The following is a 22,851-nucleotide window of genomic DNA, read 5'->3' as shown; positions in this document are numbered from 1 at the left end:
CCCCCACGCCTGTGCTGCGGTGCAACAGAGTGCATCCAGGTGCAAACAATTGCACCAAGGCACGGCAGGCGCCTAGTTCTCGCGCTGCATGACCAGCGAATGCTCGTTGATGCCGATCAGGTTGAAGAACACGGCATTGAGCCGGTGCAGGTTGCTGAACTGCACCGCCACCTGCTTCTGCTCGCATTCGGCCACCCAGTTCAGCAGCGAGCCCGCGGCCACGAAATCGATGCGCACCAAGCGGTCGCAGTGCACGGTCAGCGGCTTGCCGGGCTGCATCAGCGCATCGAAGGGCTGCATCAGCGCATCGAAGGGCTGCAGCAGGTGCATCGCATCGCCTTCGATCCGGCCTTCCAGCACGGCGAGCGGCCCTTCGCCGCCCTTGGCGCCGGGGATGTCCGAATCGGCAAAGTCCAGGCGCGCAGCCCGGGTGGAGTGGTAGCGCACCGCCTCCAGCTCGCTGCTGTCGCTGGCAAAGTCGACCAGCGGGTCCTTCCACGATGGCGGCGAGACCTCATAGGTGAGGCAGTAGTCCAGCGCCACGGCCTCGAAATCGTGTTCCAGCCCCATCAGCCGCAAGGCCGAAAGGCGCAGGTTCCAGAAATCCTGCGGCACCTGCCGCTCGCCCACCGGCGTTGCCGCCTCGAGCACGGCCACCAGCTTGCCCACGCCGGCAAAGCGCACCACCGCCTCGGCGTTCTCGGCCCAGAAGCGGAACAGCGTGGTCAGCGGCAGCACCGCCTCGGGGCGGATCTCGGTCAGGCGCGACCAGTTCAGCGTCCACGGCGGCGGCGTGCGCCGCAGGTTGGCCTGCAGGCCGGTCAGCGAGGCCACGCTCAGCGCCGCGGGCGCCTGCCAGTTCAGGGCCTTGGCCGCCTCATCACCCGCCGCGCCCAATTGCATGGGCGAGGTGCCCAGTTGCTCGGGCAGCGAGAACCACACCGGCGCCGAGCGGCCGTACTTGCCGGCGAACTCGATGGCGTGGTAGTCGAACTTGGTCTGGTCGCCCACGGCTCGGTACATGTCGAACAGCGTGAGCCACACGGCCAGTTGCCCCATGCGGTCGCTCTGGCGCGCCTCCACCAGGCGCAGCAGCGATGCCTCGGCGCCGGCGGTATCGCCGTTGGCGAACAGCACCGCGGCCTCTTCCAGGTCTGCGTCGTGGACGAATCTTTCCGGCTGGTCCAGCGCGGAATCGACCGCCAATGCGCTGGGCGCCGCGAGCGGCTCGGCTGGCAGGGACTGGGGAGCGGACGCCACCGTCGCGGGCACGCCTGCCGCCGGCGAAACGGCGGGCGCCACGGGCACCGTGGCCGGTCCTGCCGCCTGCGCATCGCCCGACCACCACTGGCGGGACATCTGCTTTTCGATGTCGTTGATTTTCTTCAGCGTGCTGCTGCGGCCCTGGCTGTCGGCCGCCTCCGACGCCATGCCTGGCGCAGGTTCCGCGCCCATGCCGGAGCCTCGCCCGGTCTGCAGCTCCGTCGGGCTGCCACTGCCTTTGCCGGCGCTCTTGCGGATCTTGCGCAGCTGGTCGAACTCGAGCTTGCGCACGAAGTCATTGCGCCGCTTGCGCTCCATAACTTCCTTGAGCATCTGCTTGGAATATTGCTCTTCCGGATTGTCCTCGGCCTGAGGCTTGTCCAGTTCCGACCATTGCATCGTCGGCTTGGTGACGAAACGGACCACCTTGGACAGCAGCCCGCTGCCGGGCTTCTGGTCATCACTCATCCCACCCTCCTCCGATACGGCCGCCGGGGTCATGGCCCCGGCGATGCTCCGTCAATCTCCGAACATCTTCTGCTTCAGCTCGCGGCGCTGCTGCGCTTCCAGCGACAGCGTGGCCGTGGGGCGCGCCAGCAGGCGGCCCACGCCGATGGGCTCGCCCGTCTCGTCGCAGTAGCCATAGTCGCCGGCGTCGATGCGCGCGATCGACTGGTCGATCTTCTTGAGCAGCTTGCGCTCGCGGTCGCGGGTGCGCAGCACCAGCGCGTGCTCTTCCTCGATGGTCGCGCGGTCGGCCGGATCGGGCACGATCACCGTGTCCTCGCGCAGGTTCTCGGTGGTTGCGTCCGCATTCATGTGCATGTCGCGCTTGAGCTGCACCAGCTTGTGGCGGAAAAACGCCAGCTGCTTCTCGTTCATGTACTCGCTGTCAGGCATAGCGAGCACTTCGTCGTCCGTCAATTCGTCCGCAGGCTTGGTCTTCCAGGCGGTGCTGAGCTTGGAGTCCCGTTTCGGCGTGGTTTGCAAATTCGTAGGCATAGCTTTTTGGACTGACTGGGCAGTACTCTCAATGACGGCCAGGCCGCCTCCACAACACAAGAATGCAGGGCCATCACGGTCGATAGCCGGTGACATTCTTCCCCGGGCAATCAAGGACTATATCCTGTATGCCGCTCCATTGGCTCGCCATGACCGGAAGGCACTTTCGAGCTTGCAACAAATCATTGCGTGACCTGCGCGACCGCTTGCGGCACCTTCGTCTGCCAGCCTTGCCCGAGCGTTCCTCGGGCCATCGGGCGGCGATTGTAATTGGCATTGTGGACCGAGAACAACCGATTACCCTTGCAGCGGGCCGCCTCCCGGCTCGTGTTTACCCTGAGCCAGCGCCCGCTCAGGCTGCCACCAGGCACTGGTCCAGGCCCTGGCGCAGGATGTCCTGCGGCAGGTCGATGCCGATGAAGACCATGCGGCTGGCGCGCTGCTCGCCCTCGGCCCACTGCGGTCCGAGGTCGCTGCCCATCAGCTGGTGCACGCCCTGGAAGATCACCTTGCGCTCGGTGCCCTTCATGTCGAGCACGCCCTTGTAGCGCAGCATGCGCGGGCCATAGATGTTGACAATCGCGCCCAGGAAGTCCTCGAGCTTGGCGGGGTCGAAGGGCTTGTCGGCGCGGTAGACGAAGCTCTTCACATCGTCGTCGTGATGGTGGTGGTGCGGGTGGTTGCAGTGCTCGCCATGTTCGTGGTCATGGTCGTGGTGCTCGTGTGCATGGCCGTGGTCATGGTCATGGTCGCACTTCCCATGGTCGTGGTCGCAGTCGCTGTGGTCGTGATCGTCTTCCTTCAGGAAGTCGGGGTCGATGTCCAGCTTGGCATTCAGGTTGAAGCCGCGCAGGTCGAACACCTCGGCCAGCGGCACCTCGCCGAAATGCACGGCGGTGATCGGTGCGCGCGGGTTCATATGCTTGAGGCGGTGGACCAGCTCGTCCTTCTCGCCCTCGGTCACCAGATCGGTCTTGGACAGGAAGATCTGGTCGGCGAAGCCCACCTGGCGGCGTGCCTCCTGGCGCGTGTCGAGCTGCTGGTTGGCGTGCTTGGCATCGACCAGCGTCAGGATGGAGTCGATGAGGTAGCTCTCGGCGATCTCGTCGTCCATGAAGAAAGTCTGCGCCACCGGTCCCGGATCGGCCAGGCCGGTGGTCTCGATCACGATGCGGTCGAACTCCACCAGGCCCTTGCGGCGCTTGGCGGCCAGCAGCTGAAGGGCCTCGCGCAGGTCTTCGCGGATGGTGCAGCAGATGCAGCCGTTGCTCATCTGCAGGATCTGTTCCTTGGACTCGGTCTTCAGGATGTCGGTGTCGATGTTCTCTTCGCCGAACTCGTTTTCGATCACGGCGATCTTCATGCCGTGGGTTTCATGCAGCACGCGCTTGAGCAGCGTGGTCTTGCCCGAGCCCAGGAAGCCGGTAAGGATGGTGACAGGAATAAGCGACATACGACCTCGGATGGTGACGATGCAGGCGGCACGGCCCGCGCAGGGAATCGGCAATCGTACTAAATGGCGGCCGACTGCGCAGATGCAAGGGTCAGGAATCCGATTTCTTGCGGGCCCGCGGATGCGCCTGGTCGTAGACCTGGGCCAAGTGCTGGAAATCGAGCCGCGTGTAGACCTGCGTGGTGGTGATGCTGGCGTGGCCCAGCAGCTCCTGCACGGCGCGCAGGTCGTGGCTGGACTGCAGCAGGTGGCTGGCGAACGAGTGCCGCAGCATGTGCGGGTGCACCGACGTGGTCATGCCCGCCTGCACGCTGCGCTCGCGCAGCCGCTGCCAGATGCTGGCGGCAGACAGGCGCCCGCCGCGCACACCGATGAAGAGCGCCGGCTCCTGCACCGCGGCACCGCTCGCGCGCAGCTCCAGCCAGGCCCGCAGCGCCGCCAGCGCCGCGCTGCCCACCGGCACGGTGCGGCGCTTGCGGCCCTTGCCGATCACATGGACCTCGGCGGCGTCCAGGTCGACCCAGCCGCGGCCGGCGCGCTCGCTGTCCGGGCCGGCACTGAGGTCCAGACCCACCAGTTCGCCCACGCGCAGGCCGCTGCCGTACAGCAGCTCGACCATTGCCTGGTCGCGCGCGGCCACCCAGGGATCTTCGCCCGCAGGCGCATGCTCGGCAAAGCGCACCGCGTCGTCCACCGCCAGGGCCTTGGGCAGGGGCTTGGGCGCCTTGGGCGCGCGCACGTCCTGCACCGGGTTGTGGGCCACCAGGCCCTGGCGCCCGGCCCAGGTGAAGAAGCCGCGCCAGCCCGAGAGGATCAGCGCGATGCCGCGGCCGCTGCGGCCGGCGCTGTGCATCTGCGCGACGAAGCGGCGGATGTGCGCGGCCTGCAGCTGCAGCACCGGCATGGACACGGCCTGCGCCATGGCCTGCAGGCGCTGCAGGTCCAGCTCATACAGGATCTGCGTGCGCTCGGCCAGGCGCTTCTCGACCCGCACATGCTCCAGATACAGGAGCATCTCGCGCTCCAGGGGCAAGGGCTGGGCCGGGTTTTCGGGCATGGGTTGTCAGCGCAGCCGCGACAGCAGGCCGCTGGACAGCTCGCCGATGCGGGCGAGGAAATCGGTGCTCATCTCGGCGTCGAAGCGCTCGGCATCGGGCGAGCCCAGCACCAGCAAGCCCCAGGCGGGTGCGTCGGACTCCAGCGGGCCGTCGCGCAGCGGCAGCAGCGCGACCGACTGCACCTGCTGCGCATCGGGCAGCCAGCGCACGGCCTCCACGCCCATGTTCGGGCCGCAGTAGGGCGCGGTGAGCGAGCTGGCGAAGCTGCGCGTGTCATCGCTCGCGCCCTGCGCGAAGCTTTCGCGCAGGTAGCTTTCGCTCACGTCCCAGAGCTTGACCGCCGCCTGCGGCACGTCGAAATGCTCGCGCAGCCCCTGCACGATGGACTGCGGCAACTGCACCGGGTTGCGCGTGCGCGCCACCTCGCAGGCCCAGCCATGGATCTTGTCGACCGTATGGTGGTTCTGGCTGCCGTTGCGCATCAGGTCCATGATGCGGTGCTCCAGCGCCTTGATCTTCTCGCGCAGCATCTCGGCCTGGCGCTCCTGCAGGCTCACGGCGCGGTGGCTGTGCGGGCTGACGATCTGCACCGTGGCCAGCACCTGGGCGTGGCGCACGAAGAACTCGGGCGTGTTCAGCAGGTACTCGGCGATGTCTTCTTCGGTGATCGGGGGAACGGTTTCATTGCTGTTCATGGCTTCAATCGGGAATGGTGATCTGACCTTCGAATACGGTCGTGGCAGGGCCCGTCATCAGCACCGGATCGCTTTCCTGGCCGCCCCAGGCGATGGTGAGCACGCCGCCGCGCGTCTGCACGTCGACCGGCGACTGCAGCAGCCCGAGCTGGATGCCGGCCACCACCGCCGCGCAGGCGCCGCTGCCGCAAGCCAGGGTCTCGCCCGCGCCGCGCTCGTAGACGCGCAGCCGCACATGGTGGGCGTCCTGCACCTGCAGGAAGCCGGCGTTCACCCGCTGCGCAAAGCGCGCGTGCGATTCGACCAGCGGCCCCTGCTGCGCGACGGGCGCCGTGTCCACGTCGTCCACCAGCGTGACCGCATGCGGATTGCCCATGGACACCACGACTACAGAAATCGTAGCTGCCTGCGCTTCACTGGCAAGGGCCAGCGGCCATTTTTGTGCAAAATTCTGTGTCTGCGGCTGCAGCCCGGCGGTGTCGAACGGCACCTGCTCGGGCGCCAGGCGCGGCTGGCCCATGTCGACGGTGACGCGGCCGTCGGCCGTCAGCTCGGGCAGGATGACGCCGGCCTTGGTCAGCACGCGGATCGCGCGCTTACCGGTGAGGCCCTTGTCATGCACGTAGCGCGCAAAGCAGCGCGCGCCGTTGCCGCACTGCTCCACCTCGCCGCCATCGGCGTTGTGGATGATGTATTCGAAGTCGATGCCCTCGCCCGGCGAAGGCCGCACCGTCAGGATCTGGTCGGCGCCCACGCCGAAGTGGCGGTCGGCCAGAAAGCGGTACTGGTCCTCGCGCAGGTTCAGGCGCGCGCGGGTCTCGTCCAGCACCACGAAATCGTTGCCGGCGCCCTGCATCTTGGTAAAGCGGATGTCCATGGCCGCATTATCGCGGGACCGCACCCTGGGTGACAGCCACGCCCCGCGCAAGTCCCCATAATGCGGCCATGACCCGCCTCCACCAGTTGCTCACCCCCCAGGTCGCCCCCGTTGCCGCGCGCCCGGCCTCCACCCTGCTGCTGCTGCGCGATGCCCCCGATCCGGTGGGCGCACCCGGCGCCACGCGGCTCGAGGTGCTGATCTCGCGCCGCTCCGAGAAGGCGCGCTTCGCGGCCAGCAACTATGTGTTTCCGGGCGGCTCCATCGACGCCGAGGATGCGCAGCACCACGGCCAGCTCGCCACCCGGCCGCAGCAGGGCGCGGCCGAGCTCACCATCGCCCAGGCCGCGATCCGCGAGACCTTCGAAGAGCTGGGCATCCTGCTGGCGCGCCACGCCGATGGCCGCTGGGCCAGCCAGGCCGAGCTGGAGCGCATAGCCCGCGACCAGCCACTGCTGCCCCAGTGCCAGGCGTTGGGCCTGACGCTGGCCGCCGACGCGCTGTGGCTGCTGGCGCACTGGGTCACGCCGCTCGAAGGCAAGATCCGCTTCGACGTGCCCTTTCTCGCGGCCCGCGTGCCCGAGGGCCAGACCCCGGTGGCCGACGAGGCCGAGCAGTTCGAGACGCTGTGGATCTCGCCCGCCGAGGCGCTGCACCGCGCCGGCGACGGCACGCTGAGCCTGATGTTCCCCACCGTCGAGACCTTCCGCCACCTCGTGCGCTACCCCACGGTGCAGGCCCTGCTCGACGTGCTGCAGGCTCAGCCGCCCGGCCAGCCGCTGTGGAGCAGCCTGCCGCGCAAGGCCACCAAGAATGGCGAGCTCGTCCGCTTCATGGAGCACGAGACCGCCTACGGCGAGCTGGCCCTGGTCAGCCCCGACGGCCAGATGCAGCCGTCCATCGACTGGCAGCACGAGCAGGCCGTGCCGCTCGCCAGGAACGTGCTGCGGCTCACCGCCGCCAACCCCGGTGTCATGACCGGCCCCGGCACCAACAGCTACCTCGTCGGCGACGCGGCCACCGGCTACATCGCCATCGACCCCGGCCCGGACCGCCCCGAGCACCAGCAGCGTTTGCTCGACGCCGCGGGCGGCGACATCCGCGCCATCGTCTGCACGCACTCGCATGCCGACCACTCGCCCGGCGCCGCGCCGCTGCAGGCCCTGGTGGCCGCCACCGGCCGCCCCGCGCCGGTGATCTGGGGCCTGCCCTCGGCCAGCACGGCGCGCCCGGCCAGCCACTTCCGGCCCGACCAGGCGCTGCAGGACGGCCAGCGCCTGGCCCTGACCCACCCCGACGGCCCCGGGCACTCGCACACGCTGCGCGCCATCCACACGCCCGGCCACGCGGCCAACCATGTCTGCCTGGTGCTGGAGGAGGACGGCCTGCTCTTCAGCGGCGACCACATCCTGAACGGCAGCACCACCATCATCGACCCGCCCGACGGCAACATGCGCGACTACCTCGCCTCGCTGGCTGCGCTGGATGCAGCCTGCGAACAGGGCGGCATCGGCTTCATCCTGCCGGCCCATGGCTACGCGCTGCAGCAGCCGCGCCGGGTCATCGCCCACCTGCGCGCCCACCGCATGGCGCGCGAAGAGAAAGTGCGCGCCGCCATGGCCGCCGCGCCCGACGGCACGCCCGACGACTGGGTGCAGATCGCCTATGCCGACACGCCGCCGCGGCTGTGGCCGGCGGCGATGCGATCGCTATTGGCGCACGTCGAGCACATCCGCACGGTAAGATAGCCGCCCCCTGAACGCAGCGCCGCTGCGCGGCGTCCATGCCGGGGCACCGCCAATGACCGACATGAACGCCAACGACGAAATCATCCGCCTGTCCAAACGCCTCGCGCAGCAGCAGGGCTGCTCGCGCCGCGAGGCCGAGCTGTACATCGAGGGCGGCTGGGTCAGCGTGGACGGCAAGGTCGTCGAGGCGCCGGGCGTGCGCGTCGCGCCGCGGCAGCAGGTGGTGCTGGCACCCGGCGCCCGCGCCGAGGAACTGCCGCCCGTCACGCTGATCCTGCACAAGCCCGCCGGCTACGAAGCCGGTCTTGGCGGCCTGGGCAGCCCCGATGCCAGCGCCAGCGGCGCCCACGGCAGCCGCAGCCAGGGCGCGCCCCAGGCGCTGTCGCTGGTGCAACCCGACAACCTGTACACCGATGGCGGCCCGCCGCTGCGCCTGCTGCAGCGGCACTTCCGCCAGCTTGACTGCGTCACGCCGCTGCCCACCGAGGCTGGCGGCCTCGTGGTCTACACGCAGGACTGGCGCGTGGCGCGCAAGCTCACCGAAGACATCGAGACGCTGGAGCAGGAATGCATCGTCGAGGTGGCCGGCGACATCGCCGAGGGCGGCCTGCAGAAGCTCTGCCACGGCCTGAGCTTCAACGGCCGCCCGCTGCCGCCGATCAAGGTCAGCTGGCAGAGCGAGCGGCGCCTGCGCTTCGCGCTGCAGGGCATCCGCCCCGGCCAGGTGCGCAGCATGTGCGAGGCCGTGGGCCTGCGCGTGGTCGCGCTCAAGCGCATCCGCATCGGGCGGCTGCCGCTGTCCAAGATGCCCGAGGGGCAATGGCGCCCGCTGCAGCCCTGGGAGCGCTTCTGACGCCATCAAAATAAGAGCATCTGGCGCTCATCCATCCTTGATTCCAATGTGAAATCCATTTGAATCATAGATCCAATAAGCGCCAGCAGCTATTTTTTTGATAGTTGCCGGCCGCATAAAAGCTTTACGGCTTCGCCTACATTTATTTACCTTTTGGGTACACTGGCGCCTCCAGAGAGGGAGAACCATGCCACTGTCCCCATCCATGCCGCTCCAAGAAGCGGCGCTGCGGCCCGATGCCGCGGCGGGAACGTTCCACGCCGACAGCGCCGCACCGCCCGGCGAGCGCAGCGCACGCAAGCGCAGCCGCCCGCCCACGCCGATTAACGCGCACATCATGGAGTTCGAAGGCAGCGGCCTCGAGTACTTCCGCATCTGGCTGGTGAACCTGCTGCTGACCATCGTCACCCTGAGCCTGTACACGCCGTTCGCGCGGCGGCGCACGGTGGCGTACTTCATGAACCACACCATGCTGGCGGGCGACGCCTTCGAGTTCGTCGCCGAGAAGCGCAAGATGTTCTTCGGCTTCCTGCTGGTGCTGGCCCTGTCGCTGGCCAACAAGCTCGCGCAGCGCACCGGGCACGACGTGGCCGCCACGCTGCTCATCCTCGGCCTCGCGGCGCTGGCGCCCTACCTCTGGGCCAGCGCCATGCGCTTTCGCCTGGGCAATACGCGCTGGCGCGGCCTGCGCCTGCACTTCCTGCCGAACTGGCGGCAGATCTACATCGCCAGCTGGCCGGTGTTCCTGATCGCGCTGCTGTGGATCGCCTTCGCCATCTCGGCCGCGCGCAGCTTCGACGACGAGCCAGCCGCCAAGCCACCGGCCACGCAGCAGGCCAGCCCGGCCGCTGCCCGCAAGGCGCCGGCCCAGGCCGATCGCGTGCCGGCCAACGGCGAGGTCGCGCCGGTGCAGCTCGGCCGCTACGAGCTGGCCGATGCCGAGGCGGATGAGGCAGACGAAGCGGACGAAGACACGCCGCCGGCGCAGCGTGCGCCCAGGCTCTCGCCCGACACCGTCCTGGCCCTGCTCGGCGGCTTCGTGCTGGCCTTCTTCCTGAGCCTGCTGTGCCTGATCCGGCTCGACTACAACTACAAGCGCCTGCTGATCCTGCGCACCTTCATCGGCCACGAGTGCGGCCGCTGGAAGCCGCGCTACGCGCAGTTCGTCGGCATCTGGATGCGCGCCATCGCGCTGCTGTTCGCCTGCTACGCCGCCGTAGGCGCGCTGCTGTACCTCATCTACAGCAGCAGCCCCTACGCCACGCGCCACCTGGGCTTCAGCTTCACCGGCATCCTGCTGCTGGTGCTGCTGCCGCTGTTCCTGCTCTTCGTCGCCTCGCTGCCGGCGCTGGCCTACCGGCAGGCGGCCATGTTCAACCTGATGTGGAACAACATCGGCATCAGCCAGATGGCGCGCTTCAAGGCCACGCTGTCGGTGCCCGCCTATGTGCTGCTGCGCGTGAAAAACACCGTGCTCAATCTGCTGACGCTGGGCTTCTACCGCCCGTTCGCGCGCGTCAGCGAATACGCCATGCGCGTGAACTCGGTCACCATGTACCTCAAGGGCGAACTGGACGACATCACCGGCCGATTGCTCGACCAGCAGGAGCACGGCCTGGGCGACGCCATCGCTGATGCCGTCGGGCTCGACTTCGTCGGCTGAGCGATGCCCGGCACCGGCGACGCAACCACCCCGCCGCCCGCGCTGCTGCGCGGCCGCTGGTTCGACGGCATCCACAGCCGGGCCCGCCCGGTGCTGCTGCACCTGGAGCCGTCGGCGCAGGGCCCGCAGCTGGTGGTGCATCCGCTGGCAGCGGCGGATGGAAGCAACCCCACGGCCGGCGTACAGCGCTATGCCGCCTCACAGCTCATCTGGCCCGAGGCCTGGAGCCCGCGCCGCCCGCCTTCCCGGCTGCTCATCAACCTGCGCAGCGCAGGCAGCATCGAGATCAGCGACGCGCCCCAATGGCAGGCCGCATTCGACGCCGCCGGCGGCCGGCACAGCGTGGCGCAGCGCATGCAAAGCCGCTGGAGCCACCTGCTCGCCGGCGTGGTGCTGGCCGGCGCCGCGCTGCTGCTCTTCTACCGCTACGGCACGCCCTGGTTGGCCGGCGTGCTGACCGCGCAGGTGCCGCTCAGCTGGGAGCAGGCCATCACCGCCCGGGTGATGGAGCAGCTCGACGGCGAACTGCTCCAGCCCAGCAAGCTGCCCACCGAGCGCCAGCAGCAGCTGCAGGCACAGTTCAGCGCCATGCAGGCCCAGTGGCCGCGGCAGCTGCTGCGCTACCCCGACTACCGCCCGCCGATCACGCTGCTGTTTCGCAGCGGCCTGCCAGCGAATGCGTTCGCGCTGCCCGGCGGCACCGTGGTGGTCACCGATGCGCTGGTGCAGCTGGCCGCCAGGCGCAAGCTGCCCGACGACGCCATCCTCGGCGTGCTGTCGCACGAGGCCGGCCATGTGCTGCAGCGCCACGGCACGCGCATGGTCATCGAGCAAGGCGTGCTCAACACCGGCCTGGGCCTGGCGCTGGGCGATGTGTCGTGGGTGGTGAACTACGGCAGCACGCTGCTGACCGGCCTGGCCTACCAGCGCAGCCACGAGACCGAGGCCGACTGCTTCGCCATCCGCCACCTGCAGGCGGCGGGCCGCCCCACCCAGCCCATGGGCGAGCTGCTGCTGGCGCTGGCTGCGCCGGGCCACAGCGGCAAGCCCGAAGACAGCAAGCCTCCACCGCAGGAAGCCCGGAGCCCAGCCTGGACCTCGTGGCTCAGCAGCCATCCCGATACGCAGCAGCGCGCCCAGGCGCTGGCGCAGGGGCATGCGCAGGCCTGCGTTGTCGAGAAGCCGGGGCTGGCCAAGCCTTAGCCAGCCGCCCCCAATGCCACATCCATGTCGATCAGCACGGGGGCGTTGCGGGGCAGCTCCGTCACGCCGATGACGGAGCGGGCATGGCGGCCTTTCTCGCCAAAGATGTCCACCAGCAATGACGAGCCCGCATCGGCCAATCGGGAGAGGCTGTGCTGGTGGCTGCCGGTGACCTGGAAGAAATAGTTCACGCGCAGTATCTGCGCCACCTGTGCGCCGTCGCTGCGCGTCAGCTCGTCGATCCACGCCAGCGCATTGAGAACGCAGGTGCGCACGGCCAGCTGAAGGTCGGCATCATGCAGCGCGGTGTCGCCGACCTTGCCGGTCGCCGTGAGGGTGTCCTGGCTGAGCTTGGGAATCTGGCCGGCGATACAGAGCAGATCTCCATGCCGGACAGCCGGCTGGTACATGAACACGGTGGCATTGGCGGCAGGCAGCGCCAGGCCCAGCTGTGAAAGACGGTGCCGGAGTGCAGACATACCGATTCAACGCGGCTCTGGCTTGAAATCGACCTGTTTGGCCAGCGCCGACCAGCGCTTGTTCTCCTCCTGGATGAACTTCTCGAAGCTCGCGGCCGATCCCCCCACGGGGGTGACGCCCTGCTCCTTCAGGCGCGCGATCACCTCGGGGGACTTGAGGGCGTGGTCGAACTCTGCGTTCAGCCGGTCGATCACCGCCTGGGGTGTCTTGGCAGGAGCCATGACGCCTTGCCACGAAGTGATGTCCATGTCCTTGAGGCCGACTTCGGCGTAGCTCGGAATGTCGGGCGCGATGTCGATGCGCTTGGACGAGGTCACCGCCAGGGCGGTGAGCTTGCCGGCCTTGACATGGGGCAGCAGGGTGATGACAGGATCGAGGATCAGGCTGATGTGGCCGCCCAGCAGGTCGTTGATCGCCGGCGCACTGCCCTTGTAGGGCACATGCGTCAGCTTGACGTTGGCGCGCTGCTTGAAGAGTTCGCCGGCGAGAAAGGTCGAGCTGGATGCCGAGCCGAACGAGAACGCGTCCTGCTTTTTCCGGGCCAGCGCGATGAACTCCTGCATGTTCCTGGCGGGAACGGTGGGGCTCAGCGCAATGATGTAAGGCTGGTCGGCCAGCATGATGACGGGAGCGAAGTCCTTGCCCGCAGAGTAAGGCAGCTCGGTGTACTGCAATGCGTTGATCGACAGCACGGGCAGGTTGGCCAGCAGCAGCGTGTAGCCGTCCGCGGGTGCGCGGGCCACATAGTCGGTGCCGATGATGGCGCTCGCACCAGGCCGGTTGTCGATGATCACCGGCTGCTTGAGCCCTTCGCTGACCTTCTGCCCGACCGTGCGGGCGACCAGGTCGGCCACGCCGCCCGGCGGGAACGGCACGACCAGGTGCACCGCCTTGCTGGGATAGGCCTGCGCGCTGGCCCCCGTCGCAGCCACCAGGGCAGAGAGGGCCACACCGGCGGCCATGGTCCATTTGCAGAAACTCTGCTTCATCGTTGTCTCCAGAAGATGTTGGGTGAAGGGAGGCAGCGGGCGGGTGGGCCCCGCCGCCTCGCATGTCATGCCAGCGCGGCGGTCACCGTGACTTCGACCTTGCACAGCGGCCGGGCCATGGCGGCCTGTACGGTCGTCCTGGCGGGCGTATGGGCGGCATCGACCCAGTGGTCCCAGACGGCGTTCCACGCGTCGAAATCGGCCATGTCCCGCAGCACGATGGAACAGGACAGCAGGTGGCGCTTGCTGCTGCCGACTTCGGCCAGGAGCGCATCGACTTGCGCGAGCACCTCGCCGGCCTGGGCCGTGATGCCCTCGTTCAAGGTGGTTTTCGGCACCTGGCCCGACAGGAAGGCGATCCCGTTGCAGATGACGGCCTGGGACATCCGGGGGCCGGGCTGGTGACGTTGGATGGTGTGCATGGGTGTTGTACCTGAAGGTGGTGGTTTCAATGGCGGCGCCGCTCAGGCGACCGGTGCGGAGCCAGTCCGCTGCGTGGCGCTCTGGGGAGGAAAGTTGTCTTCGAAGAAGCGCAGCCAGTTGTTCCCCAGCACCGCGTCGATGTCGTGCTCGGAAAAGCCCACCCCGCGCAGGCCGCGCTCAAGGTTGGCAAACCCGCGGCTGTCGGCGAACCAATCCGGTTGCGGCGGAAAACCGGGCTGTGCGGCCGAGCCTTCGCCGTAGTCGGTGGCTTTCGTGTGCCGCCCATTGCGCATCCAATGCACCACGGAGTCGGGCTGGTCCAGGCAGAGGTCGGAGCCGATGCCCAGGTGATCGATCCCGACCATATCCGCCGTGCGCGCCACCATGCCGCAGAAGTCCTCCAGCGTGCACTGGCTCTTGTGCCGCAGGTGGTGTGGGTACAGCGAGAAGCCGAGCATGCCGCCGCGGGCCGCCAGGGCCCGTATGACGGCATCCGACTTGTTTCTCAACGCGGGCTCCCACGCATGGGGATTGGCATGCGTGATGGCGATGGGACGCGAGGACAGGTCAATCGCCTCCAGCGTGGAGCGCTCGGCCGAATGGCTCATGTCGATCACCAGCCCCACGCGGTTCATTTCCTGGATGACTTCCTTGCCCATCCTGGTGACGCCGCTGTCCGTCTTCTCGTAGCAGCCCGACGCCAGCAGCGACTGGTTGTTGTAGGTCAGTTGCATGAAGCGGGCACCGAGTTCGTGCACGATCTCAATGAGCCGGATGTCGTCCTCCATGGGGGACGGATTCTGGAAGCCGAAGATGACGGCGGTGCGTTGCCGGCTCTTGGCCTCGCGCACGTCCTGCGCCGTCCTGGCTTTGCAGATGAGCTCCGGGAACTGCTCGAACCAGCCGTTCCAGCGTTCGAGGTTGGCCACCATTTCACGGAAATTCTCGTGGTAGGCGATGGTGACATGGACGGCATCGAGCCCGGCTTGCCGCAGCGTCTCGAATACCGGCCGCGACCAGTTGCTGTACTGCATGCCGTCGATGCGAAAGGGGAGCGCTGGCTTCATGTATCCCATCCAATGAAAAGAGAGTGCAGTCGGAAGGCGTGTGGTTGCAACACCGGTATCGGACTGCGATGCGACGAAGTCTAAGAAGCGCTTTCGCTTTAATCAATCTAAAATATTTTTATATTGATTAAATAAAACTTAAATGAAGATCGAACTCCTGCGCTATTTCGTTGCCGTGGTCGAGGCGGGCGAACTGGCGGAGGCGGGTGCCCGTGTCGGGCGCACGCCGGCCGCGCTGTCGATGGCGCTGCGCCAGTTGGAAGAAGACCTCGGCGGCCATCTGTTCGAAGGCGAGCGCAAGGCGCGCCTGTCACCGCTGGGTGAGCACGCCTATGCCATGGCCAAGCGCGCGGTTGCCGATTTTGATGACACGGTGCAAGACCTGCGCGCGTTTGCCAGCGGCCGCCAGGGCATGGTGCGGGTCGCCGCCGTGCCGACGGCCGCCACGCGGCTGCTCCCCTTCATGACGCTGCACATGCGGCAGACCCACCCGCAGATTCGGATCGATCTGCGCGATACCGACTCGCAGGCCGTGGCGGCGGCCCTCAACGCGGGAGAAGTGGATTTCGGCATTGGCACCCTGCCACAGGGAGTCACGGACATCGAGGCGACGCCGCTCATCGAGGACCCCTTCGTGCTGGTGTGCCCCAGCCAGCACCCGTTGAGCACCTTGAAGCGGGCCGTTCGCTGGGACGACCTGCGCAGCGTGGACTTCATCGCCAACGGCCTGTGCGCCAAATTTCCTGCGGCCGGCGTCCAGCAACTGGTCAAGGACAGCCGGTTGATGATCCACAACACCACCTCGCTGCTGACCTACGTGCGCAACGGCCTGGGGGTGACGGTGCTGCCGCGCATGGCCATCATGGAGACCGCCGGGCTCCTATGCCTGCCGCTCGCGGACCGGACCGCGCGCAGGAGCGTGGAGCTGCTGAAGCGAAAAGGCGAGAGCCTGAGCCCGGCCGCGCAGGTGCTCTATGGCTATGCCATCCAGTCCGTCCGCGAAGGCCAGGTGCGCTGAGCCGGCACACGCCGGCATCTTTGGCGGAGATGGCCCCGAGGGGCCGAAAAATGGTGTGAAGTCTGCCGATAAGCCGGATTCTGTGCACCGCGGTTGCCCGCGGCGTGACCGCCATTACTCTGGGCCGGGTGTCGCCACCACGGCTCGATGCTACCTACCCGCCAGCTCTGCGGAACCACATCAACGCTGGCCTACTTGGTATTGCTGCGCGTAGAGATTGCCCGTTTCACCCAGGGCGCTTCGCGCCCTGGGTGGCTATGGGGCTGCAAGGCTTGCGCCTTGCGCGTCTGGCTTACGCCAGCCGTTGCCAGCTTTCGCTGGCAACCCCATAGAACACCAAGGTGGCAAAACGACCCTGACTCGTCTCTGTTGCTCTGATCCTCACCTCGCGGTGGGCAGCCGTTAGCTGCTACGCTGTCCTGTGCAGTCCGGACGTTCCTCCAGTGCCGTGTTTCCACGCTTGCACCAGCGGCGGTCTGGCAGGCTTCACGGGCGACATTATCCTACGTCGCGCAGCATTCGCGGCGGAACTGTTCGGGCGACATGCCGGCCTCGCGCTGGAACATGGCGATGAAGGCCGACGGCGTGCTGTAGCCCAGGTCGTAGGCGATGCTCTGCACGCTGGCGCCGCCCTCCAGCGCGTCGATGGCCTGCAGGTAGCGCATGCGCTGGCGCCACTCGCCCAGGCTCATGCCCAGCTCGCGCTGGCAGTGGCGCGCCAGGGTGCGCTCGGTCATGTGCACGCTGTCGGCCCAGGCGGCCAGGCTGCGGTGGTCGTGCGGCGCGGCGCGCATGGCTTCGAGCACCTGCACCAGCGCGGGATGCTCGGCCGCCGGCAGGTAGCCGGTCTCGGCGGGCACGGCCAGCAGCTGGTCGTAGAGCACGCGGGCCAGGCGCAGGTCGGCGTCGCTGCGCGGCCCGTGCACGTCACGCGCGGCGAAGTCGGCCAGGATGGCCCGCACGATGGGGCCTATGCGCAGCGAGCACGGCTGCGCCGGCAGTGCCGCGCACAACGCCGGCGCCAGGTAGACCGAGCGGTAGACCACTGCATGCGTCACATAGCAGCCATGCACCACGCCCGGCGGAATCCACACGCCGTACTGCGGCGGCGAGACCCAGCGCCCGCCCGCCATGTCCATGCGCATGCTGCCGCGCAGCGCATAGTTCAGGTGGCCCCAGCTGTGGCTGTGCGGCGGCGCCTCGGTATGGGCGCCGAACTCGTCGTAGCGGAAGAAGTACTGGCCCTGCACGTCCTCGACGTTCTGGATGCGCATGGGCGGGTGGCGGCTGGACATGGCGGGCACGAAAGGGAAAGGTCCGGGTTGCGCTATCGTTTGTCTGAAATCAGCAATGCACTGCAAGTCAGACAGCGCCATGATAGCGGCCAGTCTGAGGAGTATGGCGATGGGGTCTTATCTTTTTCCGCTGACCGCCGTGCTGATCTGGTCGGTCAACACCGTGGTCAGCAAGCTGGCGGCCGACAGCATAGCCGCGGCCGAGATCGGCTTTTTCCGCTGGCTGGTGGCGGCCGTGCTGTTCACGCCCTTCGTGCTGCCGTCGGTCTGGCGCCAGCGGGCCGAGGTGCGGGCGCAGCTGCCGCGCCTGGTGGTGCTGGGCCTGCTGGGCATGGTGGTCTACCAGAGCCTGGCCTACTATGCAGCCCACCTGACCACGGCCACGCACATGGGCATCATCGGCTCGCTCACGCCGATGATGGTGCTGGCGCTGTCCACCGCGCTGCTGGGCCAGCGCCTGAGCTGGGGCGCGGTGCTGGGTAGCCTGCTGGCCATCGCGGGCGTGTCGCTGGTGGTGTCGTCGGGCGATCCGGCCAGCCTGTTCACGCAGGGGCTCAATGGCGGCGACGCGCTGATGTTCATCGCCATGCTGGCCTATGCGGTCTACAACATCCTGCTCAAGCGCTGGACCATGCCGCGCCTGGCCACGGTGCAGCTGCTGTACCTGCAGGTTCTGGTGGCCGTGGCGGCGCAGCTGCCGCTGTACCTGCTGGCGCCCAAGACCGGCCTGAACGCGGCCAATCTGCCGCTGGTGGCCTTTGCCGGCATCATGGCGTCCATCGCCGCGCCGCTGCTGTGGATGACCTCGGTGGCGCGCATCGGCCCGAGCCGCGCCAGCATGTTCTTCAACCTGACGCCGATCTTCACCGCGCTGATCGCCGTGGCCGCGCTGGGCGAGCCGCTGGCGGCCTACCACGCGGCCGGCGGCGCGCTGACCATCGCCGGCCTGCTGCTGGCCGAGCTGTGGAAGCAGCCGCTGCGCGCGCCCCGCCCGACGGCCGCCACCAGCTGCGGCTGAGCGCAGCCCGACTGACCGCAGTCCGACCGCGCCGCGGCGAGCGATAAGAATTTCTGTTCGTCGCCGCTCAGAATTTCTCGTTGGACAGTCCTGTCCCGCATTTCGATACTGCAGGCAACGGAACCCGGCACGCGCCGGAGCTTCCCGGAGCGCACCAGCCGGCCGCTTGGCCGCCGCTGCGTGCCCACGGCATCGATCCAAGACAGGAGACACCCATGAGCAGCCCGGCCACGGCCACCCACCCCCTCGCCCACGGCGCCAGCGATGCGCCGCCCACCGACCTGGAAGCCACCTACCGCAAGATCGCCTGGCGGCTGATCCCCTTCCTGGTCTTTCTTTTCGTGCTGGCCTGGATCGACCGCGTCAACGTCGGCTTCGCCAAGCTGCAGATGCTGCAGGACCTGCAGTTCAGCGAGGCCGTCTACGGCCTGGGCGCCGGCATCTTCTTCATCGGCTACTTCCTGTTCGAGGTGCCCAGCAACCTGCTGCTGGAAAAGATCGGCGCGCGCAAGACGCTGGCGCGCATCACCATCCTGTGGGGCGGCGCCTCGATGGCCCTGGCCTATGTGAGCACGCCCATCATGTTCTACGTGCTGCGCTTCATCCTGGGCGTGGTCGAGGCGGGCTTCTTCCCCGGCGTGGTGCTGTATTTGACCTACTGGTTCCCGGCCCGCCACCGCGCCCGCGTCAACGGTTTGTTCATGACCTCGTTCGCCATCGCCGGCGCCGTGGGCGGCCCGATCGCGGGCGCCATCATGAACGGCATGCAGGGCGTGGGCCACCTGGCCAACTGGCAGTGGCTGTTCATCCTCGAAGGCATTCCCTCGGTGATCGCCGGCTTCTTCGTGCTGGCCTGGCTGCCCGAGAAGCCCGAGAACGCCAAGTGGCTGAGCGCCGCCGAGCAGCGCGCCGTCACGGCCGCCGTGGCCGCCGAGAGCCAGCAGGGCCACAAGCAGCATTCCTTCATCGACGCCTGCCGCAACTACCGCGTGTGGCTGTGCGCGGCGGTGTACTTCTGCATCGTCAGCGGCAACGCCACGATCGCCTTCTGGTCGCCGTCCATCATCAAGGAGATCGGCATCCAGAACAATCTGCAGATCGGCCTGATCTCGGCCATTCCCTTCCTCGCCGGCACGCTGGCCATGGTCTGGAACGGCATGCACTCGGACAAGACCGGCGAGCGCCGCATGCACAGCGCCATCGCCGCGCTGATCGCCGCCGCGGGCCTGGTCCTCACCGGCATGTTCCTGCACGACGCCGTGCTGGCCCTGTGCGCGCTGACGCTGGCCTCCATCGGCATCCTCGCGGCCTTCCCCGTGTTCTGGTCGATTCCCTCGGCCTTCCTGGCCGGCACGGCGGCTGCGGGCGGCATCGCCCTCATCAACTCCATCGGCAACCTGGCCGGCTTCGTCGCGCCCTACATGATCGGCGCGCTCAAGACCAGCACGGGCTCGCTGTCCTCGGGGCTGTACTTCGTGGCCGCGCTGGAGTTCCTCGCCGCCTTCCTGGTCGTGTGCTTCGTCAAGAAGCAGTAAGTCACCCTCTCTTTCGAGCATCCCACCATGCAACTGCAATTCACCACCCCCGAAGGCCAGACCCTGGCCCCCATCTTCGACACCCTGATCGTCGCCGGCTGGGCCGGCCGCGACCACGCGGCCATCGAGCACCACATCGAGGAGCTGGCCGCACTCGGCATTCCGCGCCCCAGCGCCGTGCCGCTGTACTACCGCATCGCCAGCAACCAGCTGAGCCAGAGCAGCACGCTGCAGGTGCTGGGCCCGGACTCCTCGGGCGAGGCCGAGGTCTTCGTCTTCACCCATGGCGACGAGATGTTCGTGAGCCTGGCCTCGGACCACACCGACCGCAAGCTCGAGGCCTACAGCGTGGCCTTTTCCAAGCAGGCCTGCGTCAAGCCCGTGGCCACCCAGGCCTGGCGCTTTGCCGACGTGGCCGGCCACTGGGACGAGCTGATCCTGCGCTCGTGGATCGTGGAGGACGGCCGCGAGGTGCTGTACCAGGAAGGCACGCTGGCCAGCCTGCGCACGCCCCAGGACCTGATCGCCGGCCATACCGGAGGCAAGAGCCTGCTGCCCGAGGGCAGCGGCATGACCTGCGGCACCATGGCGGCCATCGGCGGCATCCGCCCGGCCACGCAGTTCGCCATGGAGCTGCACGACCCGCGCAGCCAGCGCAGCATCCGCCACCGCTACCGCAGCGAGCTGCTGGACATCGTCGCCTGATCGACCGGACAGGAGCGCCCATGACAACCACCCTCACCCAAGCCGCCGAGCATCTGGCCCAAGGCCAGACCAGCGCCGTGCAACTGGCCGAGCAGGCGCTGGACCGCGCCGCGCAGGGCGAAGGCCCGCGCGTGTTCACCCGCGTATTGCGCGAGCAGGCCCTGGCCGAGGCCCGCGCCAGCGACATGCTGCGCGCGGCCGGGCTGGCGCGCTCGCCCCTCGAAGGCCTGCCGATCTCGGTCAAGGACCTGTTCGACATCGCCGGCCACCCCACGCTGGGCGGCTCCAAACTGCTGGCCGGCGCCGCACCCGCCACGCAGACGGCCGAAGCCGTGCAGCGCCTGCGCCGCGCGGGCGCGGTCATCGTGGGCACGACCAACATGACCGAGTTCGCCTACTCGGGCCTGGGGCTGAACCCGCACTACGGCACGCCGCGCAATCCCTGGCAGCGCGATGCCGATGGCGGCGGCCGCATTCCCGGCGGCTCGTCCTCGGGCGCGGCCATCTCGGTGACCGACGGCATGGCGCTCGCCGCCATCGGCTCGGACACCGGCGGCTCGGTGCGCATTCCCTCGGCGCTGTGCGGCCTGACCGGCTTCAAGCCCACGGCGCGCCGCGTGTCCATGCAGGGCGTGCTGCCGCTGTCGGCCAACCTCGACTCCATCGGCCCACTAGCGCCCAGCGTGCGCTGCTGCGCCGCGCTGGATGCGGTGCTGTCGGGCGAGCAGCATGCCGAGTTGCAGCCCGCGTCGCTGCGCGGCCTGCGCCTGCTCGCGCCCACGAATGTGGTGCTGGATGGCATGGACAGCGCCGTGGCCGCCGCCTGGCAGCGCGCGCTGTCGCTGCTGTCCGCCGCGGGCGCGCAGATCACCGAGGCTGTGGTGGCGCCGTTCTCCGAACTCGCGCAGATCAATGCCCAGGGCGGCTTCACCGCCGCCGAGGCCTGGGCCTGGCACCGCCACCACATCGCCGAGCGCTTGGCCGAATACGACCCGCGCGTGGGCACGCGCATCCTGCGCGGCAAGGACATCAGCGCGGCCGACTACCTCGAGCTGCTGGCGCGCCGCCAGCAATGGATCGCCCAGGTCGAGGCGCAGATGGCGGACCATGATTTGCTGCTCATGCCCACGGTGCCGGTGATCGCGCCCAGGATCGCCGAGCTCGAGGCCAGCGACGAGGCCTACTTCGCGGCCAACGGCCTGATGCTGCGCAACCCCACGCTGGTCAACTTCCTGGACAGCTGCGCGGTGTCCCTGCCCTGCCACCGGGCGGGCGAGGCGCCCGTGGGCCTGAGCCTCGCCGGCACGGCCGGGCAGGACCGGCGCCTGCTGTCGGTGGCGCTGGCGGTGGAAGGGCTGCTCGCCCAGGCCTGACGGCAAGCTATCAAAAACAGGAGCTGCTGGCGCTCATCCCTGCTTGATTTCAATATCAAATCACATTGGAATACAGCATCAACAAGCGCCAGCAGCTCCTTTTTTGATAACCCTACGCCTCTCCCGCGAGGCTGCTGCCGGGCAGGCGCGCGATCGCCGGGCCCTGGTTCAGCGCAAAGGCCGTGGCCACTTCCTCGGCGGCATGGGCCACCGCTTCGGCCAGCGGGTTCTGGTGGTCGCAGCGCCAGCAGGCCACCAGCGGCAGCGGCGGAAACTCGCGGTCCACGCGCAGCAGGCGCAAGCGCTGCTCGGCCAGTTCGCGCTGGATGATGGCCGGCGGCACGGCCGCCACGCCCAGGCCGTCGCAGACCACGCGGATCATCGTCGCCACCGAGGCGATGCAGTTCAGGTGCGGCGAGGCGCCGCTGTCGGCACTGAAGGGGCTGAACAGCTGCTCGATCACCGCATACGGCTCGGAGCCGCGCGCAAAGCTCATGATCGGGAACGCCGCCAGCTCGGCCAGGCTCAGCGTCTCGTCGCCGATGCCCAGCCGCGGGCTGCCGACCCAGGCCATGGCGAACTCGCCCAGCGAGAGGTTGGCGATCGCGCTCGCCGCCACCGGCTTGGCCTGCAGCGACACGTCGAGCTGGCCCTTGGCCAGTTGCTCCGACATGTGCAGCGTGGTGTCGCTGGCGATCTCGACCCTGAGGCGCGGGTAGCGCTGCTGCAGCAGCGCGAGAAAGTCGGGAAACCAGCTGTGCACGATGGACTCGATGGCGCCGATGCGGATCACGCCCGCATAGGCCTGCTTGTCCAGCATGTCCTCGCGCATCTCGCGCATGAGCCTAAGCATGCGCTCGGCATGCACCAGCGCCTTGGCGCCGTCGGCCGTGAGCGTGACCTCGCGCACGCCGCGGTCGAACAGGCGCACGCCGAACTCCTGCTCCAGCGTGGCGATGCGGCTCGACACCGCGGCCTGCGTGGTGAACAGCCGCTCGGCCGTCATGCGGAAGTTGCGCAGCTCGGCCAGCAGCACAAAGGTTTCGATGAAGCGCAGATTCATGGCGTGATTTTCAGGCACAAGCCACCCGCGGTGGGCAGCATATCGATATAGCACCCGGATGGAACAACTG

Annotated in this window: 21 protein-coding genes and 1 other RNA gene; 9 read left to right on the top strand and 13 right to left on the bottom strand. The window is 68.2% G+C overall.

Going from position 1 to position 22,851, the window contains the following annotated elements:
• Window positions 1-72: 72 nt before the first annotated feature.
• The 6 genes from ACYVKR_RS05910 to dapF form a co-directional block, all read right to left on the bottom strand.
• Window positions 73-1,731, bottom strand: coding sequence for a type IV pilus assembly protein FimV (locus tag ACYVKR_RS05910; protein ID WP_460479874.1), 1,659 nt, complete (start codon window positions 1,729-1,731; stop codon window positions 73-75).
• A 51-nt stretch (window positions 1,732-1,782) separates the two neighbouring features.
• Window positions 1,783-2,265 (bottom strand): RNA polymerase-binding protein DksA, encoded by a 483-nt coding sequence (gene dksA, locus ACYVKR_RS05905; protein ID WP_460479873.1) that lies wholly within the window; start codon window positions 2,263-2,265, stop codon window positions 1,783-1,785.
• A gap of 352 nt (window positions 2,266-2,617) precedes the next feature.
• Window positions 2,618-3,718, bottom strand: a complete 1,101-nt coding sequence (locus ACYVKR_RS05900; RefSeq protein WP_460479872.1) for a CobW family GTP-binding protein — start codon at window positions 3,716-3,718, stop codon at window positions 2,618-2,620.
• A gap of 91 nt (window positions 3,719-3,809) precedes the next feature.
• The gene (locus ACYVKR_RS05895) at window positions 3,810-4,775 is read right to left on the bottom strand and encodes a tyrosine recombinase XerC (RefSeq protein ID WP_460479871.1); all 966 of its coding nucleotides are present in this window, start codon (window positions 4,773-4,775) and stop codon (window positions 3,810-3,812) included.
• Window positions 4,776-4,781: 6 nt separating this feature from the next.
• Window positions 4,782-5,471 carry a DUF484 family protein gene (locus ACYVKR_RS05890; protein WP_460479870.1) on the bottom strand — a complete coding sequence of 230 codons (690 nt, stop codon included), beginning with the start codon at window positions 5,469-5,471 and terminating at the stop codon, window positions 4,782-4,784.
• A 4-nt stretch (window positions 5,472-5,475) separates the two neighbouring features.
• Window positions 5,476-6,348 carry a diaminopimelate epimerase gene (gene dapF, locus ACYVKR_RS05885; RefSeq protein WP_460479869.1) on the bottom strand — a complete coding sequence of 291 codons (873 nt, stop codon included), beginning with the start codon at window positions 6,346-6,348 and terminating at the stop codon, window positions 5,476-5,478.
• A 68-nt stretch (window positions 6,349-6,416) separates the two neighbouring features.
• Between dapF and ACYVKR_RS05880 the strand changes: the two genes are divergently transcribed.
• The 4 genes from ACYVKR_RS05880 to ACYVKR_RS05865 all read left to right on the top strand — a co-directional run bounded on the left by ACYVKR_RS05880 (window position 6,417) and on the right by ACYVKR_RS05865 (window position 11,815).
• The gene (locus tag ACYVKR_RS05880) at window positions 6,417-8,096 is read left to right on the top strand and encodes an MBL fold metallo-hydrolase (RefSeq protein WP_460479868.1); all 1,680 of its coding nucleotides are present in this window, start codon (window positions 6,417-6,419) and stop codon (window positions 8,094-8,096) included.
• Window positions 8,097-8,148: 52 nt separating this feature from the next.
• On the top strand, window positions 8,149-8,949 hold the full coding sequence (locus tag ACYVKR_RS05875; RefSeq protein WP_460479867.1) for an rRNA pseudouridine synthase: 801 nt from the start codon (window positions 8,149-8,151) through the stop codon (window positions 8,947-8,949).
• 187 nt (window positions 8,950-9,136) lie between these two features.
• On the top strand, window positions 9,137-10,612 hold the full coding sequence (locus ACYVKR_RS05870) for a YjgN family protein (RefSeq protein WP_460479866.1): 1,476 nt from the start codon (window positions 9,137-9,139) through the stop codon (window positions 10,610-10,612).
• Between the two features lie 3 nt (window positions 10,613-10,615).
• The gene (locus tag ACYVKR_RS05865) at window positions 10,616-11,815 is read left to right on the top strand and encodes a M48 family metallopeptidase (protein WP_460479865.1); all 1,200 of its coding nucleotides are present in this window, start codon (window positions 10,616-10,618) and stop codon (window positions 11,813-11,815) included.
• Here the strand turns inward: ACYVKR_RS05865 and ACYVKR_RS05860 are convergent.
• From ACYVKR_RS05860 to ACYVKR_RS05845, 4 genes are all read right to left on the bottom strand, one after another.
• Entirely contained in the window at window positions 11,812-12,294 is a 483-nt protein-coding gene (locus ACYVKR_RS05860; RefSeq protein WP_460479864.1) for a RidA family protein, read from the bottom strand. The two genes, ACYVKR_RS05865 and ACYVKR_RS05860, sit on opposite strands and share 4 nt — an antisense overlap.
• 6 nt (window positions 12,295-12,300) lie before the next feature.
• Window positions 12,301-13,284 (bottom strand): Bug family tripartite tricarboxylate transporter substrate binding protein, encoded by a 984-nt coding sequence (locus ACYVKR_RS05855; protein ID WP_460479863.1) that lies wholly within the window; start codon window positions 13,282-13,284, stop codon window positions 12,301-12,303.
• A 65-nt stretch (window positions 13,285-13,349) separates the two neighbouring features.
• Window positions 13,350-13,706 carry a RidA family protein gene (locus ACYVKR_RS05850; protein ID WP_460479862.1) on the bottom strand — a complete coding sequence of 119 codons (357 nt, stop codon included), beginning with the start codon at window positions 13,704-13,706 and terminating at the stop codon, window positions 13,350-13,352.
• A gap of 42 nt (window positions 13,707-13,748) precedes the next feature.
• Window positions 13,749-14,774: an amidohydrolase family protein gene (locus ACYVKR_RS05845; RefSeq protein WP_460479861.1), complete on the bottom strand. Its 1,026-nt coding sequence runs from the start codon at window positions 14,772-14,774 to the stop codon at window positions 13,749-13,751.
• 142 nt (window positions 14,775-14,916) lie between these two features.
• Between ACYVKR_RS05845 and ACYVKR_RS05840 the strand changes: the two genes are divergently transcribed.
• Window positions 14,917-15,792: a LysR family transcriptional regulator gene (locus ACYVKR_RS05840; RefSeq protein WP_460479860.1), complete on the top strand. Its 876-nt coding sequence runs from the start codon at window positions 14,917-14,919 to the stop codon at window positions 15,790-15,792.
• A 53-nt stretch (window positions 15,793-15,845) separates the two neighbouring features.
• Here ACYVKR_RS05840 and rnpB read toward each other — a convergent pair.
• Window positions 15,846-16,280: RNase P RNA component class A (gene rnpB / locus ACYVKR_RS05835), an RNA gene on the bottom strand.
• A 15-nt stretch (window positions 16,281-16,295) separates the two neighbouring features.
• Complete coding sequence (locus ACYVKR_RS05830; RefSeq protein ID WP_460479859.1) at window positions 16,296-17,087, bottom strand: AraC family transcriptional regulator; 792 nt, start codon at window positions 17,085-17,087, stop codon at window positions 16,296-16,298.
• Window positions 17,088-17,196: 109 nt separating this feature from the next.
• Between ACYVKR_RS05830 and ACYVKR_RS05825 the strand changes: the two genes are divergently transcribed.
• From ACYVKR_RS05825 to ACYVKR_RS05810, 4 genes are all read left to right on the top strand, one after another.
• The gene (locus tag ACYVKR_RS05825) at window positions 17,197-18,105 is read left to right on the top strand and encodes a DMT family transporter (RefSeq protein WP_460479858.1); all 909 of its coding nucleotides are present in this window, start codon (window positions 17,197-17,199) and stop codon (window positions 18,103-18,105) included.
• A gap of 215 nt (window positions 18,106-18,320) precedes the next feature.
• Window positions 18,321-19,640, top strand: coding sequence for an MFS transporter (locus tag ACYVKR_RS05820; RefSeq protein ID WP_460479857.1), 1,320 nt, complete (start codon window positions 18,321-18,323; stop codon window positions 19,638-19,640).
• Window positions 19,641-19,667: 27 nt separating this feature from the next.
• Window positions 19,668-20,345 (top strand): DUF2848 domain-containing protein, encoded by a 678-nt coding sequence (locus ACYVKR_RS05815; protein WP_460479856.1) that lies wholly within the window; start codon window positions 19,668-19,670, stop codon window positions 20,343-20,345.
• 20 nt (window positions 20,346-20,365) lie between these two features.
• Window positions 20,366-21,718 (top strand): amidase, encoded by a 1,353-nt coding sequence (locus tag ACYVKR_RS05810; protein WP_460479855.1) that lies wholly within the window; start codon window positions 20,366-20,368, stop codon window positions 21,716-21,718.
• A gap of 112 nt (window positions 21,719-21,830) precedes the next feature.
• Here ACYVKR_RS05810 and ACYVKR_RS05805 read toward each other — a convergent pair whose 3' ends face one another.
• Window positions 21,831-22,781: a LysR family transcriptional regulator gene (locus ACYVKR_RS05805; protein ID WP_460479854.1), complete on the bottom strand. Its 951-nt coding sequence runs from the start codon at window positions 22,779-22,781 to the stop codon at window positions 21,831-21,833.
• Window positions 22,782-22,851 lie beyond the last annotated feature (70 nt).

It is taken from the genome of Comamonas humi, assembly GCF_054782535.1.
The sequence above is the reverse complement of the archived record's forward strand: the minus strand, read 5'-3'. Positions and strand labels throughout refer to the sequence as shown.

Bases quoted from the DNA above. Each gene is read 5' to 3' on its own strand.
- ACYVKR_RS05910 (WP_460479874.1), bottom strand. From the start codon at position 1,731: ATGAGTGATGACCAGAAGCCCGGCAGCGGGCTGCTGTCCAAGGTGGTC.
- dksA (WP_460479873.1), bottom strand. From the start codon at position 2,265: ATGCCTACGAATTTGCAAACCACGCCGAAACGGGACTCCAAGCTCAGC.
- ACYVKR_RS05900 (WP_460479872.1), bottom strand. From the start codon at position 3,718: ATGTCGCTTATTCCTGTCACCATCCTTACCGGCTTCCTGGGCTCGGGC.
- ACYVKR_RS05895 (WP_460479871.1), bottom strand. From the start codon at position 4,775: ATGCCCGAAAACCCGGCCCAGCCCTTGCCCCTGGAGCGCGAGATGCTC.
- ACYVKR_RS05890 (WP_460479870.1), bottom strand. From the start codon at position 5,471: ATGAACAGCAATGAAACCGTTCCCCCGATCACCGAAGAAGACATCGCC.
- dapF (WP_460479869.1), bottom strand. From the start codon at position 6,348: ATGGACATCCGCTTTACCAAGATGCAGGGCGCCGGCAACGATTTCGTG.
- ACYVKR_RS05880 (WP_460479868.1), top strand. From the start codon at position 6,417: ATGACCCGCCTCCACCAGTTGCTCACCCCCCAGGTCGCCCCCGTTGCC.
- ACYVKR_RS05875 (WP_460479867.1), top strand. From the start codon at position 8,149: ATGACCGACATGAACGCCAACGACGAAATCATCCGCCTGTCCAAACGC.
- ACYVKR_RS05870 (WP_460479866.1), top strand. From the start codon at position 9,137: ATGCCACTGTCCCCATCCATGCCGCTCCAAGAAGCGGCGCTGCGGCCC.
- ACYVKR_RS05865 (WP_460479865.1), top strand. From the start codon at position 10,616: ATGCCCGGCACCGGCGACGCAACCACCCCGCCGCCCGCGCTGCTGCGC.
- ACYVKR_RS05860 (WP_460479864.1), bottom strand. From the start codon at position 12,294: ATGTCTGCACTCCGGCACCGTCTTTCACAGCTGGGCCTGGCGCTGCCT.
- ACYVKR_RS05855 (WP_460479863.1), bottom strand. From the start codon at position 13,284: ATGAAGCAGAGTTTCTGCAAATGGACCATGGCCGCCGGTGTGGCCCTC.
- ACYVKR_RS05850 (WP_460479862.1), bottom strand. From the start codon at position 13,706: ATGCACACCATCCAACGTCACCAGCCCGGCCCCCGGATGTCCCAGGCC.
- ACYVKR_RS05845 (WP_460479861.1), bottom strand. From the start codon at position 14,774: ATGAAGCCAGCGCTCCCCTTTCGCATCGACGGCATGCAGTACAGCAAC.
- ACYVKR_RS05840 (WP_460479860.1), top strand. From the start codon at position 14,917: ATGAAGATCGAACTCCTGCGCTATTTCGTTGCCGTGGTCGAGGCGGGC.
- ACYVKR_RS05830 (WP_460479859.1), bottom strand. From the start codon at position 17,087: ATGTCCAGCCGCCACCCGCCCATGCGCATCCAGAACGTCGAGGACGTG.
- ACYVKR_RS05825 (WP_460479858.1), top strand. From the start codon at position 17,197: ATGGGGTCTTATCTTTTTCCGCTGACCGCCGTGCTGATCTGGTCGGTC.
- ACYVKR_RS05820 (WP_460479857.1), top strand. From the start codon at position 18,321: ATGAGCAGCCCGGCCACGGCCACCCACCCCCTCGCCCACGGCGCCAGC.
- ACYVKR_RS05815 (WP_460479856.1), top strand. From the start codon at position 19,668: ATGCAACTGCAATTCACCACCCCCGAAGGCCAGACCCTGGCCCCCATC.
- ACYVKR_RS05810 (WP_460479855.1), top strand. From the start codon at position 20,366: ATGACAACCACCCTCACCCAAGCCGCCGAGCATCTGGCCCAAGGCCAG.
- ACYVKR_RS05805 (WP_460479854.1), bottom strand. From the start codon at position 22,781: ATGAATCTGCGCTTCATCGAAACCTTTGTGCTGCTGGCCGAGCTGCGC.